Here is a 15983-nt window from a genome sequence, read left to right as displayed (position 1 = left end):
TCAGTCTATATTACTTTCCTGTAATGCTTCAATCATTTTATTTGTTTGATTCACCTTCAGCCTTATTTCCCGATCATCCTTCCTTTCTTTTAATGCTAATTCAAAAGATGCGACTGCTCTCTCGTATTCTTTATTTTCCAATGCTAAATCTCCTTGTTTCTCTGCCTTATCAAATGCATCATTATTGCTACATCCGGCAGTAACCAACAAAGTTATTCCTATTATTAGTATTAATTTTTTTATAGTATTTCCCCAGCCCCCTCGCTCAAAATAAGAAGCATACATACAATCTTATGCAATTATCGCCACTTTCCTTTCTTTTTTATAAACGAACATTATGCATAAGAAATCTATTTAAATTCGTTTTTAACGTTATTTTTAAAATATATTGGCTTCTTTTTAAAAAAATGTTAAGAAAATCTTTGACTTCTTACTGAAAATGATGTAAATTATCCTATGGACGAACATTTTCAATCAATAAAAATAAAATATTCGTATTTTAGGGGTGTAAATGATGGAAAACGTATTTGACTATGAAGATATTCAATTAATTCCTGCAAAATGCATTGTAAATAGCCGATCTGAATGTGATACAACTGTCACTTTAGGAAAACATAAATTTAAATTACCTGTCGTACCTGCAAATATGCAAACGATTATTGATGAAAGAATCGCAACTTATTTAGCTGAAAATAATTACTTCTATATCATGCATCGTTTCCAACCAGAGAAACGAATTTCATTCATTAGAGATATGCAATCACGTGGATTAATTGCTTCAATCAGCGTTGGTGTTAAAGATGACGAGTACGAATTCGTACAACAATTAGCTGCTGAGCAACTTTCACCTGAATACATTACAATCGATATCGCACATGGCCACTCTAATGCTGTGATCAACATGATTCAACATATTAAAAAACATTTACCAGAAAGCTTCGTTATCGCTGGAAACGTTGGAACTCCAGAAGCAGTAAGAGAATTAGAAAACGCTGGTGCTGATGCAACAAAAGTTGGCATTGGACCTGGTAAAGTTTGTATTACTAAAATTAAAACAGGCTTTGGAACTGGCGGTTGGCAGCTAGCTGCACTTCGCTGGTGTGCAAAAGCTGCAAGTAAGCCAATTATCGCTGACGGTGGTATTCGTACACATGGCGACGTAGCTAAATCAATTCGATTTGGAGCAACTATGGTTATGGTCGGTTCTCTATTCGCAGGTCATGAAGAGTCTCCAGGGGAAACAATCGAAAAAGATGGCAAACTTTATAAAGAGTACTTCGGTTCAGCTTCTGAATTCCAAAAAGGTGAGAAGAAAAACGTTGAAGGTAAGAAAATGTTCGTTGAGCATAAAGGTTCTTTAGAAGACACTTTAATCGAAATGGAACAAGATCTTCAATCTTCTATCTCTTACGCTGGTGGAACAAAATTAGACGCAATTCGTACTGTAGATTATGTAGTCGTGAAAAACTCTATTTTCAACGGGGACAAAGTATATTAATTTATAAATTCAACTAGAAGGACAAGCATTTTTTATGCTTGTCCTTCTTTTTCATGTATAAAAATGTAAAATATTTTCATTTCACTGAATTTTCTAGTATTATGTTTTTAGATACTTATAATAAGGGGGATGTAACAAATGAAAAATGTAATTGAGGAACGCCTTATTCGCGCGGAAGTCTCTACTGAATTGACATGGGACCTTTCTGATTTATACGAATCTGATAAAGAGTGGGAAACTGCATTACGTGTATTAACAGACGATATAAAAAAACTTGATGCATTTAAAGGACAATTACACACTAGCCCCGCTACCTTATTAAATTGCCTACTTTTAGAAGAAGAGCTTTTAATGAAGTTAACAAAACTCGGCGCATATGCAAATTTAAAAGAATCCGCTGATCGTACAGATTCAGTTATTCAAGCGAACTCTTCCAAAATTTCCGCTCTAGGAACGAATGTACATACCGCACTATCCTTTATTCATAACGAAATTCTCTCATTTGAGGAGGGAATAATTGAAAAATATTTAACTGAGGAAATAAAACTTGAACCTTTCCGTAAATCATTACTAGAGATACTCAAAAAGAGGCAGCACACTCTCTCTCCTGAAACAGAAGAAGCTCTTGCTGCACTCGGCGAAGTCCATAGTTCACCCTACAAAATTTACGGCATGACTAAATTAGCCGATATGGATTTCCCTTCTATACAAGATGAACAGGGAAATGATTTGCCTGTATCGTTTGCATTATTCGAAAGCAAATATGAATTTTCTCCAAGCGCATATATACGTAAAAAAGCATATTCATCATTTGTTTCCACATTGAAACGATATAAAAATACAGTTGCAACAACATATGCTACTGAGGTAAAAAAACAAGTGGCGCTTTCTCGTTTGCGCAAGTACGAGTCCGTTACCCATATGCTTTTAGAGCCTCAAAAAGTTCCACTTGAAATGTATAACAACCAACTAGATATTATTTATAACGAATTAGCGCCTCATATGCGCCGTTTTGCAGATTTAAAAAAGAATGTATTAGGGCTTGATCAAATGCTTTTCTGTGACTTACATGCACCGTTAGATCCTGAATTTAATCCAACAATCACTTACGAAGAAGCTGGCAAACTCATTCAAGATTCTTTAAAAGTATTAGGAAATGAATATAGTTCCATTATCGAAAAGGGCTTCAAAGAAAGATGGGTAGACCTTGCAGATAACGTAGGAAAATCAACAGGTGCCTTCTGCTCTAGCCCATACGGTTCTCACCCTTATATTTTAATTACATGGCAGGGTACGATGCGCGGGTGTTTCACATTAGCTCATGAATTTGGACATGCTGGTCATTTTTATTTAGCAAATAAAAATCAGCGTATTATGAATGTGCGTCCATCTATGTACTTCGTTGAAGCTCCATCAACGATGAATGAATTACTATTAGCCCAGCATTTACTTGCGACTACTGAAGATAAGAGAATGCGCAGATGGGTTATTCTGCAACTACTCGGCACATATTACCACAACTTCGTTACCCATCTACTTGAGGGAGAATATCAAAGAAGAGTATACGCTCTAGCAGAAGAAGGGCAAGCACTCACAGCTACAACTTTAACTGAAATAAAAACGAAGGTCCTTTCGACATTCTGGGGAGATTCCGTAGAAATTGATGAAGGCGCCGGTTTAACATGGATGCGTCAACCTCACTATTATATGGGCTTATATTCTTACACATATTCTGCAGGACTAACTGCTTCTACCGCTGTAGCTCAAATGATTAAAGAAGAAGGACAACCTGCTGTTGATCGATGGCTTGATGTACTCCGTGCAGGCGGTACAATGAAACCACTCGAATTAATGAAACACGCTGGAGTAGACATGTCAAAACCAGATGCAATCCGTAAAGCTGTATCTTACGTCGGTTCCTTAATTGATGAATTAGAGCGTTCTTATCAAGAATAAAAATAAGCCCTCGTTTTATGAGGGCTTATTCTATATTTACTTTCCAAATCTTTTGCGGTATCCGCACTTTCTACACAGTTCTTCTACTGCAACCCTTTTTGAAAATCCATCTACAATATTGTTCGCTCTTTCGCCTTCAATAATATTAGAGAATGAATCATTATTAATATTTCCAAGATTAATAATTCCCTCACCATCTAGACAACAAGGAATAACCGTTCCGTTCGCTAAGATTCCAGCCTGATTTCGAAGACCATGACAGAATCCTTTTCCATCATCCTCTTCTTCATGCAATGCCGGCCACTGGAATTCATAGTCTTGATTAATAAAGACACGTTCCGCAATTTTTATACCTTTTCCCGGTGTAAGCTTCTCTTCAATTTGATAAGATAGATCAAACTCATTTTCAATTATAGATAATAAATCCCTATTTTTTTGGATTTCAGCATTTGTTTTATTATCCTGAGTTAAATTCCATAATCTTAGTGAAACGATTAAGTCCGATTGACTTGTTGCCTCTCTAATGAAAGAAAGTATACTTCTTACATAGCCCTCTTTATCTTGCGAACCTGGATGTCCATCAAAACTGTGCAGTGAAAAATTCATTTGTCTTAGAGCTGGCTTATTTAACAGTCTATGCCTTCTCTTATTGATTAACGTTCCGTTCGTTGTAATATTAACTTTAAACCCTTTTTCATGGCTTAAATCTAATAGTTGATCTATTTTCGGATGGAGCAACGGCTCACCCTTCACGTGCAAATAGATGTAGTCTGTGTGAGGTTTAATTTGGTCTAATCTTTTAGCAAAATCCTCCACAGAAATGAATTGCTTCTGCCTTTCCGTCGGCGGACAAAAGCTGCACGCAAGATTACATACGCTTGTAATCTCCAAGTAAAACTTCTTAAACTTCTTCACCTTTAATTCCTCACTTCTCTGACTACTTATACTTTTTCCTCTTCATATTACAGCATATTTTTTTAGAAATAGAAACATACTTATTTTAGGAAATAGGAGTTTACTGTATAAAATACTTCTTCAATCTCTTTTCAATTTCTGGAAGTTGCATATAACTATCATGTTTCCTATCTTTAATCTCTTGAATACCTCTCTCAAGGATTTCTTTCGCTTTCTCTTCTTGCCCTGACATCATATAAAAATCACATACTTTTTCATAAAAAATAATCGGACTTCTTGTAGCATACTCTGCCGCAGTATTCCAATCATCAATTTGCGAATAATAGGGGATCCCAATATTCATTACATTCCCTATAAACACACTAAATTCCGCACTATCACATTCCGAATTCGTGAGGTTCCAGTGCTGTGCCTTTCCTTTCCATCCTGGAATATTCCACTCTGCATCTCCGGCTATTGCATCATTGACTGGTTTATCACCCCATTGCTCCTTATACCATTTTGAATACTTTTTTGACGTAACACCCCACATAGTCCAAAACTCGCAATAATCTTCAGAGTTCCATTTACTGAGTGAAAAACTAAAAGTTAGCTCAAAATCACCTTGTGTACGAGAAAATTTAGGTACACTCTTTGCATAACGGAAACCTAATTTTTGTAATTCATCCACTAAAAAATTTTCTATATATAAACTTAATAGTTGTTTTGACTTCATACGGTTCAGCCTATTACATATTGTGAAATATAGAAAACGGCCACATATGTAGCCGTTTGAATGTACTATTACTATTTATGATAAGGTTCACCGTGTTGTATCTAAATGAGGTTTTTGTTATTTAAAAACTCTTTAGCAAAATAGCCCAATAATTTATTATAAACGATTATTATGCGGATTCATTTTTTTTCGTTTCTATTATTCGCTTACAAATCTCATAACACTCATCTATATGTGAGTTTCCAAGATATTTCATAGCACCAAAACTAATTCCTGCTGAAACTGCTTGTCCTAAAATTGGTATAAACTTTGTAACCTGTTTAGCAGTAACACGGACTCCTACCTTTTTAAGTAACATGATAACAGTTTGTTTTGTAATGTACTTGCCAACTAATTCACTTCCAATTGAGGAAATGATAACAGCAATCCTCCCCTTAACCGCTGCGTCCAATTGATCAATTTGTTCAGGAGATAATCCAAACTTTTTATTTATTGCAGGTAAGAGTTCCATCATTATTGCAACATCTGCTCCTATGTCAGCACCAGGGACTGGTATAACTGCCGCTGCTGCCGAAGCTGAAGCTCTTTTGTTAACCATAGACTTACACTCTTCTTTAATTCTGTTTAATTCTGACAAATTATTAGGTATCACCTTTTCCCCTCCCTAGTATTTTTATAATTATATATAAAAACATTAACAAAATAAGCTAATTTTTAAAACAAAATTTTACTACACAAAAAACTAATTCATAACATTTCCCTTCATTAATGTATTTTTTTATTATCAAAGGAGAAAAAATATCCTTATAGATGTAATAGATTCAATTCAACTAAAATACAAATACCTAATCAAATATTTCCTTATAATGAATAAATCAATTCCTTTCATTTGCTCACCTCCCTTAAAGTAGCATTGGACAGACTACACTTTTTATAGCCCTAACCTTGATAACATATTTTCATCTTCATTAGTACGCTTTATCAGTTGACAGTATAATAGACTTAATCAGTTCCCCTTCCTTTAGTAAACCTATTCCAATATCCTGTGAGCCACGCTTGTCCTGTAATAGATATACAACGTTTGATTTACCTCTATCATAGTAAAATACCCAACATTTTAATTCTCCTGTAATTTCACTAGGGATAGTAGCCCTAACATCCTCATTTTGAATTTCTGTTGCTGATAACACCCTAACATCTACCTTCCAATCCTTTCCTGAAAGATGTGGATGGTGTTCCTCTATGTAATCCCTAAATAGTCCAATAATACTCATATACTGTTCGCTCCTTTTTATACGTTGATAAAAATAGAAAAAAGAGAAGAGAAATCGTCATCACCTGACAATTTCTCTTCTCCTTTTTTAGTAAAGTAACTTACAACATCGTTGTTTAGCTGTATCTGGATAGATTCAATTTTTCTACGATCATCAATCGTAATCTGCTTAATTAGTAAACTAAGAAGTTGTTTTTTCTGTTCGGTTGTAATAGAGGTTTTATAACTTGTTACAAAGCTTTTCATAACCTTGCTTACTATGTCGAAAGTAATTTCTTTTTGGATACCTTCTCCCAATTCCAGTTCTAAGGACGCTATTCTTGTCTCCAACAATTGCTTTTCTTCATTTAGCTTTTCAAGCCTTTCCGACAGTTCCGCCTTTTCGATAAGCCCTTCTTCATATAATCCAAAAACCCTTTCCCTCTTAATTTGAACAGAATTTAAGGTCTTTATTAGCGATTCATATTCCTTTTGAAGCGGGGCAGCTTTTTTGTTCATGCCTGCATTAGTTCTAGCAACAACATCCTTTATTAAGGTTTTATTATTTGCAAGGGTAGCTATTCTGTTAATTACATATTCATCTGCATACTCTGTTCGTACTCCATTTGAGTTGCAAGCAGAAGTTCCTTTATTTTTCCATGCCCCACACACATAATACTCCAGTACACGCTTAGAACCATCTTTGTTTCGATTTGTTGTTCTTCCTAAGACCATCCCAGCCCCACAAGTTGGGCACTTCATAAGACCCGTAAGAGGAAACTCGCCACTGTGGATCCTGTTTGGTCTGTTACTACGATTTTTTAAAAGGGACTGTGTTCTTTCCCAAATTTCATTTGAAATAATTGGTTCATGATGCCCCTTTACTAATACTGGATCCGGGTTTATATTATTTCTTCTTTTGGAATTCCAATCTCTTCGGACATTGTATCGAATGAAACCGATATAAATTGGATTAGATAAGATAGTCCTAATAGTATTAATCGCAAATAATCCCCCCCTTTTACTACGATGTCCCCCTTTGTTTACTTTATTGGCAATTGACTTGTAACCAAATCCTTTTGTGTAAAGCTCAAAAATTTCCCTAACGGTTTGAGCTTCATTTTCATTAATTACAAGTTTAGTTTGCCTTCTCTTTTTATTTTCACCGCTTATTTCAATAATGTCATAGCCAAGAACCTGGCCTCCGTTCCAGAAACCTTCCTTTGCCCTTGCAAGCATACCCATTTTTACATTCTCTGCAATGTTCCCTCTTTCAAATTCCGCAATGGCAGCCATCATATGAAACTGTAACTTCCCTGTAGGAGTTGCCGTTTCATGGTGTTCAGAGAGAGACCTGAACGCTATGTTTTTTTGCTCTAATAAATTTACAATCTGTAATAAATCTAGAATGTTTCGTGCAAGTCGGTTCATTTTCCAAACAACGACAATATCAAATTCTTTTTTCTTGGCATCCATGAGTAATTGTTGAAGAGCAGGTCTCACCGCAATGGATTTACCACTAATCCCTCTATCCACATATTCCTTATATACTATATAACCATGTTGATTACACCATTCAGTTAGAAGTCTTGTTTGCTCATCAATGCTATACCCTTCTTCTGCTTGTTCAGTCGTAGAAACACGGGCATATATTGCAACCTTTTTTATTTCAATTACATCTGAATTATGATTTGAAAAATAGCTAAATTCTTGTGTATTAGTATGCATTTCTGCTATCCCCCTTCTTTTGGTTTTTTGATTCTTCTTCCTTATTTACTAAGTAATTTGTTACCATTTCAGCCAAAATATCAACAATAATATCGTATTGGTAATTAGTAGTTGATTGATTTAACATATTGAATGCCTCCTAGATGCTCAAAAAAATAATATATATTTCCAAGTTGATTTAATTCCCCCAATTCTCCCTTTACTCCCTATAAGATTTATAAAAAAATTTATATAGTAGTATTAAAATTAAAAATGAAAAATCATGTATTAATAATGGGGGAAGAGGGAGAATTGTATTTTTAGTTAATGTCCTCAAAAATATTCCCATAGTAGGTAATACAGTAAGTGTAATCACCTTTTTCTGGGAAGGTAGATTTACCTAGTATTTCTTCACGTTGACTCGTTTCAGTTTTTGAGAATATAAATTTTCTTTTTCGATTTTTATTTTTATCGTGAATAAGGACTCCCATTTTTTTTAACTCTTCGATTAAAACTCTTGTATCCGAGAAACCTAATTCCTTCACGATTTTCTCAAAAATAACTGGAAGTATATAACAACGGGTTTCAGATGAAGTAGTCTCAATTTTCCCCCATATCTCCTGGTGACCACTCACATCCTGATTACCATGTTTAAAGTTCTTTTTATATCTAATAAGATGCTGCTTTAATTGGCTGTAAAATTTAGGTGCCATCTCTCTCTCAGTCATTGATTTTTGCTCCTGCTCAATCAACATATCCACTATTTTCTCCCCTGAAAACTCAATATTATATGTCAATTCAAATAGCTCACCAGCAGTTAATATTAATGAGAACTTAGTAGAGATTCGGTCACGAAACTTGCTTTCAGGCATCTTATTTTGGATATACCCTTTATTTTCTTCTACCATGTTAGCAACTTCGTCTGCACCAAGTTCCAACATTTTTCTAGCTATTTCAGGAACCACATGACCATAATTTTGGAGCAACCCTTTTTTTAGGTTTTCTGCATTTTTCGCATTCTTTGTCCATTTATCAATGGTGAATTCAAATAGTCTCACACGTAAGCCTTCATTATTGTTTGCCCTACTAATGATAGAGCTTTCTCCTGTAGATACTATTGTTGTACTCCAAGATTGTGTTTCCCTCATTTCAGAGTCTTTATTTAGCCTCGACTTTTCACTATTCTGTGCCAATTCATAAATAAATGAACTAAAGTTTTGTGAATCCATAAGATTCATTGTAGATTCATCCAAAACCGTGAGAACACCATGATTCCCGGCTAACTTACGAGCCATAGCATTTTTCGTCCCATTGTAGGTTTGTAATAACCCTTCATTCGGACTTGGACTCCCAGCTAAAGAGACCCCTAACATACCTGCAGTCGTTTTTCCTGTAGTTGATGAACCCACAATGTGGACCAGTAAACTATCAAAACTCGCTAGTTTTGAGCGATTTAACATGCCAATAATAAGTGCCGATATTCCTATACATACCATCAATTCAAGTGCAGTATTACCCTTCACTTCTTTTATTAATACTTCAAAGAAATCATATTTACTGCCAATAGGCTCTAGCATATATTCTCCCGAATATGTTGAATCAATTGATAAAGCGGAGGGCTTAGTTATTATTTTGTAGTGTTTATATACAAGCTCACCATTTACTATGTCCCAGCCTATTCCATTATGAACATTAGTCGGTTTTAACATCTTTTCCTGTTTACTAAGAAAGGAAGACACTTCTGCCGATTGAAAATCTTCTAATACATCTAATCCTTTCGATGCTAGCTTTTTCAACTCCCTCTTAGTCAACTCACCTCTGCTAATTGTTATGGATTCCCATTTGTCATAAGCCCAAAATACAAGTTCTATTTGAATTTCCTTTGTCTCAATATTTCTTTTTATTGCATTTATTTTTACTGCTTTAGAAACAAATATATATCGCTCTTTCTTAGCGCTCCAAACCATTAAGTCATTCCCCTCTATCTTGTATGGGAAAATCTCTATATTATGACTGAATTGCTTTTTCACTAATATTTTTTTCTTTTCATCAACCGATCCAGAGATGGCCAAGTTTTTTGATCCCCCTGCAAGCACTACTGGTCGGTTTACCTTTTTTATTCCCATTAATATTCCTCCTAAAAAATTAGATATCAAAAAGGACTAGATTGATTACCTAGTCTCATTAATTTCTGTTTAATTCTGCTCGTATAATTCACAGGTTGCTATGTTTGCATATCCTTTTCCATTGCTTAAATAATTGTGATAAATGCATGCTTTAATTTTAATTCCTACAAGGGTACTAGGGGCAAAGTCTTCAATTGATACTTCCCCGAGAATATTATCTATAAACTTTGCAAAGTTTACTATGCCATTATCAAGATAAAAAATTTGCTTAAACGAACGATTGCCCTCGTCTTTAAAATCAACTTCAATCCTTTCCCTTATCAAGTTGTACCCTTGTGACATTGATTTTATTAAACAACTGGTTATAGTTAATATAACTATCCCCTCCGGAAGTTCAGGAACTTGTATATTACTAGGTAGGATTCTGTGTAAATTAATCTTTTTCTCAGGGAAGATAGGCTGCATTTCTCCTTTATTGAGAGCCATTATGCTTCCTCCTTTGTAGAAATTACATTGGATTTATTTGTTTCTTTTGATAGTAGCACCTTAATAAATTGGCTTTTTCGATAATATTCTAGGTATAAGTCCTCATTGATTTCTCTGTCTGCTTCCACAATGACAAGCCCCTCTAATTTACAAAGCTTTAATTCCTTTAGTTGATGTTCCATATTCTTCATTACAACTTGTATCTCTTCTGCCCCTAATCCATAAATAAGTAATTCGTCAGGGATAAACCAGTTAGCCGTTACTTCATTTCTCCCTAAATATAAGTGGCATGGGGGATACTTTAAATTATTGAAGTCACTAGCTATATAATTTTTAAAGGTATCCCAATCAATCTCATTTGTCGCTCTTTCACATAAAAGAGGATGGTAAGAAAAAGTAGCATTAATAAACTCAAACCCATGCACCTTCTTATTGTAGGATTGATAACCCTCAATAAACTTTAAATCCCACTTTGTACTACTTCTCAAATCCACCATCATCTCATCAATACTCAAAAAATCACTCATTTTTCTTTCCTCCCTTTCTAAAGCCTGTAAAAGCAATCTTAGCAAGAAGTAACTATCACGTTTTCAAAGTTTGCTTATACTATATGGCTACAATGTATTGTTCGGAATAAATTTTTATAATTATGCGAATACCAAATTGTAATTTTAAAATGAACACTTTATAATTAAATTCAAAACTAATAAGGGGGTAAATAATGTGATTCCTTTAGATAAAAAGAGAGATGTTTTTATCCATTGGTTTATAAAACGTTATAAAAAAAGACAAATTGGCAGAAAATTAAACATCAGTAGGGGAACTGTTGATAAGATTATCGTGGAGTGTCAACGAAGGATTGTTGAACTTAACCTACCATTAGAGGCCAACTTATTGAACAATATTGAGGATATTGTTGTTGCTCCCCAAATACAAAGAAAACGGAAACCTTATAAATTAAATGAAGAAACCCTATCCTTTATAAAAGAGTTGGTTATCAATAATGAAAAATTGATTAGAATAAATTCTGAAGATGCCCAATCCACAAAAGAACTCTTTGAGTATTTCCAAAAGCAAAAAAAAGAGAAGTCTGATCTTATAACAGACTTCTCTCTCGATTACTTTTATAAAAAAGTAAGGGAATTTAAAAATGACATTCATGAAACAGGTATCTGAAATTCTAATAATCTCTAGGGAACAACATTGCCTGCTTATCGGATTCATCAATAATCCAAATGGTATTAGCCTTTATACATAACATACCCTATCCTGTTCTATTATCATTTCTGCCTTAGTACCTGAATACTCTTACCAATTGATTATTTTTACACTGTTACTATCACTTTTAATTGCAATTGAATCCAACAGCTCCCAAAAAGAAACTTGCATTTTCAAATTTAATTTTTCATTAATTGCCCCGGTTACATACCTAACCTTTTTCTGTTTAATCATTTTCATTTTTTTTATTTAGATATTTTTTATACACTCTTACCCCATCTTTCAAACAAACTAAAAAGAGTGGATTATTAGTTTCTGCCTCTAAGGCAATTCCAATAATCCACTCTGACTTTTCATTGTATATGCACGTATGAAATAAAACTGGATTCGGTAATATTTCCAATACATCCTCTGAAATGAGCTCCTCGTCTAATTCCTCATGATATAGAAGCACCGTTTCCTTTCCTACCGCATTTAATGTAACTGCTACACCAAATTTTTCTTCCATAAAATCTATTAATTGTTCAAAATTAAACATGGCGTGGCTCCTTTCAAATAATGATATTATTGGTTCACATTATGGTATCGTCATATGGTACTAATTTCCACTTATTTTTCAGAGCAGGATAAAGAGGATGGAAACCTTTCCGACCAAGATTTGCTTCTATTTGAAGAATGTTTGCTTTCTTGTCTAACAATATGGATAAAATCATGTTTAGCCTTTCAACAGCCTTCTTGTTTGTCTCTACTCCCTTCCCAACCGCAATAATAACATCATCCACTTTTTTGATAGCTTCTTGGATACATTTTAAATTTTCAACAACATACTCTTTCATTTCAACTCCTTCAATTGTTGAAAATAAATTTGCAATCTCTACAACACCGTAGTCCAATTTAGAAAGGTTATTAATGACATACATTGTCGTTTGGTCTTGCACAATTTCATCTGCCTGACCTGCATTTTTCATGATTACAAGTGCTTTTTTCCTGTTCTTGTCCCACTCTTTCCTAATGAGATATTTGTTTTTCATTTCCTCATCATAAGTGACTTCTGTTTTTATTGTACTTTTTGTTATTTTCACTATCTGTTTACTCCCTTCACACGCAACTATTTTATTCCGATTCAATAAATGATTTATCCCCTAAAATAATCTGAGCAAAAATGTTCATACCTATGATTTTCTCGTAACTTCAATCTCTTTCTCACTTGGTTCAGGCAGTTTAGATAGCTGATTATGCCCAATTATTATTGAAACTGATTTACTTAAGGTTGATGACTTCATAACCTCCTTAGGATGAAAGATATCGCCTTTAAATTTTCAATATGGCAAACATTAATTGATACCAACTATAGCTGATTTTTAGTATCAATTGAAACTACGCACAGGCACCAGAGAACAACCTCATTAGTTTATAATCATCTTTTAGGGAACTTACAGACCTCTTCTTTATACAGCAGGCTTAATTCCTTTAATGATACGATTTTTATTCGTTTGGATGATTTCATAAAAAGTCTACTTAAAATACATAACAAAAAGCCTTAACACCATTATTGATGTTAAGGCTTAAATACGCTTTTCAAATAAATAATATATACTTATTAATTTATTCATTACCTTTTTCCGACCATAGTGAATATCCAAGGTTATCTATTGCCCTATCTTCTGAAAGTAAATCATCTATACTTTTATTTAATCTTGGAACCACAATATCAAAAATATGCTCTCCTTGCTCTATACCTATATAACGTCTATTCAACTGTTGTGCAACTACCGCTGTAGTCCCCGAACCTAAGTAAGCATCTAAAACCAAATCACCTTCATTGGTGCTAATTTCAATAATCCTTTTTATAAGCGCTTCTGGTTTAGGCGTATCAAATACATCCTGATTTTTAAACATTGATTTTAAATGTTTTTTTGCATGATCCGTAGTTCCTACCTCTTCAGCAAACCAGATAGTTTCTGGTGTTAATCCTAGTTTACTTTCACTAAGGAACTTTTTCCTTCGTGGAACACCATTGCCATCTTTCCCAAACCAAATATTATTATTCTTAATTTCCTCTAACATTCGTTGTTCATTATAAGCCCAGCATCTTCCCGCTGGTGGATTATGCTCTTTTCCATTTGGAGCAATAATAGTATAAAACTGTGATGGTACTGCATGTCCAGCTTGAACAGAAACAGAAATTGATTGCCAAGGCCCCCTAGAATCATTATCTGGATTTTTGAACCTCTTTAAAAACTTTTCATCAACTTCTAATAAGTTCCTTTTCTTCTTAAACTCATCTGGTTTTTTTGCATATACCAAAATATATTCATGATTATTTGAAAATGACATACGGTTCTCTCTTGTTGTTCTATGCTCCCATACAATTGTATGAACAAAGTTTTTCCTACCAAAAATCTTATCAGCAGCAACTTTTAAATAGTGCAGTTCTCCATCATCAATTGATATCCATAGGCTCCCCTTGTCACTTAACAAATCAAAAAGTAACGGTAGAATATTACATAGTTTTTCTAGCCATATATCAAAACCATCAGAATCATTATAATGTATATAATCTTCATCATTATTGTAAGGCGGATCAATGTATATACAATCAACTTTACCTCTATAGTTGTCTCTAATTTGAGTTAAAACCTCTATGTTATCACCCTTAAAGATTTTATTCACTATATTGTCTGTTCCATAATAAGACATTTTCTGATATTTCATTTTTTATTTCTTTCGCCTCCATTTGCTTCTGTACAAATTATTAGTATCTCTGCATCAGTAGGTATTTCAAAGTTTTTATCCACTGCATTTAACTTAGAATGAGTAAATCCTTCAATAGAAAGTAACTCTACTTTATTAAAGTATTTATTAGCAATATATAGTAATTCACTGACAGTTTGAACTCGGGGAGTACTTTCCTTTTCAGCGTCGTAAGGTGAATACGATAGAATTAAACTGACGTTTTTTTCACTTACCTTACAAAATAAATTATTAAAAGCCTCTTTTGCTTTTGTTTTGATTGAAAAAGGAGATTGATGTCGTTCAGTTCTGTATAAACCTCTACTCGTTTTTATCTCTCCATTTGTTTTTACCATAGTAATTTCAGGATTATCCCTTAAACTCATGGTCTCCAATACATGATAATACCTACTATAGTGATACCGAGTGTAAGGAGGATCTGCATACACCACTTTTGTATCACTACTTAAATTATCCAATGCATCATAGTAATTACTACAGAGACATATATGATTAAAATTACCCTTCTCTAAAGAAAAATACTTATTAATTTGTTCTTCAAAAACCTGATATACATCAATACTTCTATCTTTAATAATTTTTGAAACTATTGACTTTTTAGGCGTTCCTTTTCCATCAATAGCTTTTAATGGTTGAGCAAATTGTTTACCTATAGTATTAACAATTTCACTAGCAGTACTTAAAGTAGCGGCAATTATAATGTCTTTAACTCTTCTGTCAAATGAGTTAGCCATACTTAATAAATTATCTAACTCACTCGCTTGTTTAAAGGAAAAATATGCCCCACCAAAGTAGCGGCTTGTAATGGAATTTTCGGAGTTGATCAACTTCATATCTTGAAGTTTGTAAACTGTAGATGTTAATGCTTTTTTCAATCCATCTGATATATTTTCTCTTTCATTATTTATAAAAGGTAAAATAGAACCATATTCCACCAACTCGCAAATATCAAAAATGTTATTTTCACATACTTTCGCAAGAGCACATTCCTCGTATTTAATCAATGGTTCGATACATTTCTGCAAGTCAGTTACCTTATATTCAGATAGTCTATTTTTAACTTCCAACAAGTCTTTTTCATAAAAGGGCTGCAAAACAGCACTAGTTAAAATCCTTGAATATTCTTGAATATCAACTGATGTAACAGGCCTTTTTCTCCCTAAATAGGAAGAAACTGTACCTGATCCTGAAAAAACATCATAGACCCTACCAAAAGTAGGGTCTATTTCATCAATGATATTTGAAATGGTTTCAAGAACTCTCAATTTACTACCTAAGTAGTGGATTGGTCTAAAGGCACTTTTTTCTTCTTTAAAAAAGGCCATCTGCTTATTTGAATTTATAACCATTTTCTAT

The 15983-nt window shown here is 33.8% G+C and carries 18 protein-coding genes; 3 read left to right on the top strand and 15 right to left on the bottom strand.

The window, feature by feature from the left end; all coding sequences use genetic code 11:
• Positions 1 to 285: a hypothetical protein gene (locus tag MR155_RS17600; RefSeq protein ID WP_242310717.1), complete on the bottom strand. Its 285-nt coding sequence runs from the start codon at positions 283 to 285 to the stop codon at positions 1 to 3.
• A 229-nt stretch (positions 286 to 514) separates the two neighbouring features.
• Here MR155_RS17600 and guaC point away from each other — a divergent pair, with 229 nt between their 5' ends.
• Together guaC and pepF are read left to right on the top strand one after the other, a co-directional pair.
• On the top strand, positions 515 to 1498 hold the full coding sequence (gene guaC, locus MR155_RS17595) for a GMP reductase (protein WP_242310715.1): 984 nt from the start codon (positions 515 to 517) through the stop codon (positions 1496 to 1498).
• A 138-nt stretch (positions 1499 to 1636) separates the two neighbouring features.
• Positions 1637 to 3454 carry an oligoendopeptidase F gene (gene pepF, locus MR155_RS17590; protein WP_113936114.1) on the top strand — a complete coding sequence of 606 codons (1818 nt, stop codon included), beginning with the start codon at positions 1637 to 1639 and terminating at the stop codon, positions 3452 to 3454.
• 36 nt (positions 3455 to 3490) lie between these two features.
• On the opposite strand, the gene MR155_RS17585 is transcribed toward pepF, so the two are convergent.
• The 9 genes from MR155_RS17585 to MR155_RS17545 form a co-directional block, all read right to left on the bottom strand.
• Positions 3491 to 4369, bottom strand: a complete 879-nt coding sequence (locus tag MR155_RS17585; protein WP_002016446.1) for a radical SAM/SPASM domain-containing protein — start codon at positions 4367 to 4369, stop codon at positions 3491 to 3493.
• A gap of 100 nt (positions 4370 to 4469) precedes the next feature.
• A complete protein-coding gene (locus tag MR155_RS17580) occupies positions 4470 to 5084 on the bottom strand; it encodes a DUF4304 domain-containing protein (RefSeq protein WP_219300723.1) in 615 nt (204 codons plus the stop codon).
• Positions 5085 to 5253: 169 nt separating this feature from the next.
• Positions 5254 to 5736, bottom strand: coding sequence for a hypothetical protein (locus MR155_RS17575; protein ID WP_242310713.1), 483 nt, complete (start codon positions 5734 to 5736; stop codon positions 5254 to 5256).
• Between the two features lie 316 nt (positions 5737 to 6052).
• The gene (locus MR155_RS17570; protein ID WP_242310711.1) at positions 6053 to 6358 is read right to left on the bottom strand and encodes a hypothetical protein; all 306 of its coding nucleotides are present in this window, start codon (positions 6356 to 6358) and stop codon (positions 6053 to 6055) included.
• Between the two features lie 17 nt (positions 6359 to 6375).
• Entirely contained in the window at positions 6376 to 8064 is a 1689-nt protein-coding gene (locus MR155_RS17565; protein WP_242310709.1) for a recombinase family protein, read from the bottom strand.
• Positions 8054 to 8191 carry a hypothetical protein gene (locus MR155_RS17560; protein WP_242310707.1) on the bottom strand — a complete coding sequence of 46 codons (138 nt, stop codon included), beginning with the start codon at positions 8189 to 8191 and terminating at the stop codon, positions 8054 to 8056. Before MR155_RS17560 ends, MR155_RS17565 begins: the two co-directional genes overlap by 11 nt.
• Before the next feature lie 172 nt (positions 8192 to 8363).
• On the bottom strand, positions 8364 to 10169 hold the full coding sequence (locus tag MR155_RS17555) for a DUF927 domain-containing protein (protein WP_242310705.1): 1806 nt from the start codon (positions 10167 to 10169) through the stop codon (positions 8364 to 8366).
• A 69-nt stretch (positions 10170 to 10238) separates the two neighbouring features.
• The gene (locus MR155_RS17550) at positions 10239 to 10655 is read right to left on the bottom strand and encodes a hypothetical protein (RefSeq protein WP_242310703.1); all 417 of its coding nucleotides are present in this window, start codon (positions 10653 to 10655) and stop codon (positions 10239 to 10241) included.
• Complete coding sequence (locus MR155_RS17545; protein ID WP_242310701.1) at positions 10655 to 11182, bottom strand: hypothetical protein; 528 nt, start codon at positions 11180 to 11182, stop codon at positions 10655 to 10657. The genes MR155_RS17550 and MR155_RS17545 overlap by 1 nt, the downstream gene beginning before the upstream one ends.
• A 196-nt stretch (positions 11183 to 11378) precedes the next feature.
• Here MR155_RS17545 and MR155_RS17540 point away from each other — a divergent pair, with 196 nt between their 5' ends.
• Entirely contained in the window at positions 11379 to 11831 is a 453-nt protein-coding gene (locus MR155_RS17540; RefSeq protein WP_242310699.1) for a hypothetical protein, read from the top strand.
• Positions 11832 to 12099: 268 nt separating this feature from the next.
• Here the strand turns inward: MR155_RS17540 and MR155_RS17535 are convergent, their stop codons facing one another.
• The 5 genes from MR155_RS17535 to MR155_RS17515 all read right to left on the bottom strand — a co-directional run bounded on the left by MR155_RS17535 (position 12100) and on the right by MR155_RS17515 (position 15976).
• The gene (locus tag MR155_RS17535) at positions 12100 to 12411 is read right to left on the bottom strand and encodes a hypothetical protein (RefSeq protein ID WP_242310697.1); all 312 of its coding nucleotides are present in this window, start codon (positions 12409 to 12411) and stop codon (positions 12100 to 12102) included.
• A 34-nt stretch (positions 12412 to 12445) separates the two neighbouring features.
• Complete coding sequence (locus MR155_RS17530) at positions 12446 to 12955, bottom strand: DUF1643 domain-containing protein (protein ID WP_242310695.1); 510 nt, start codon at positions 12953 to 12955, stop codon at positions 12446 to 12448.
• A gap of 90 nt (positions 12956 to 13045) precedes the next feature.
• Entirely contained in the window at positions 13046 to 13177 is a 132-nt protein-coding gene (locus tag MR155_RS17525) for a JAB domain-containing protein (protein ID WP_396027171.1), read from the bottom strand.
• A gap of 301 nt (positions 13178 to 13478) precedes the next feature.
• Positions 13479 to 14588: a site-specific DNA-methyltransferase gene (locus MR155_RS17520; RefSeq protein ID WP_242310691.1), complete on the bottom strand. Its 1110-nt coding sequence runs from the start codon at positions 14586 to 14588 to the stop codon at positions 13479 to 13481.
• Positions 14585 to 15976: a DNA adenine methylase gene (locus MR155_RS17515; RefSeq protein ID WP_242310689.1), complete on the bottom strand. Its 1392-nt coding sequence runs from the start codon at positions 15974 to 15976 to the stop codon at positions 14585 to 14587. Before MR155_RS17515 ends, MR155_RS17520 begins: the two co-directional genes overlap by 4 nt.
• Between the last annotated feature and the right edge of the window lie 7 nt (positions 15977 to 15983).

Origin of the sequence: Bacillus cereus group sp. BfR-BA-01331 (assembly GCF_022663915.1) — a bacterium.
Lineage (GTDB): Bacteria > Bacillota > Bacilli > Bacillales > Bacillaceae_G > Bacillus_A > Bacillus_A mycoides.
Note: the sequence above shows the minus strand (reverse complement) of the source record. Positions and strands in the feature narration are given on the sequence as shown.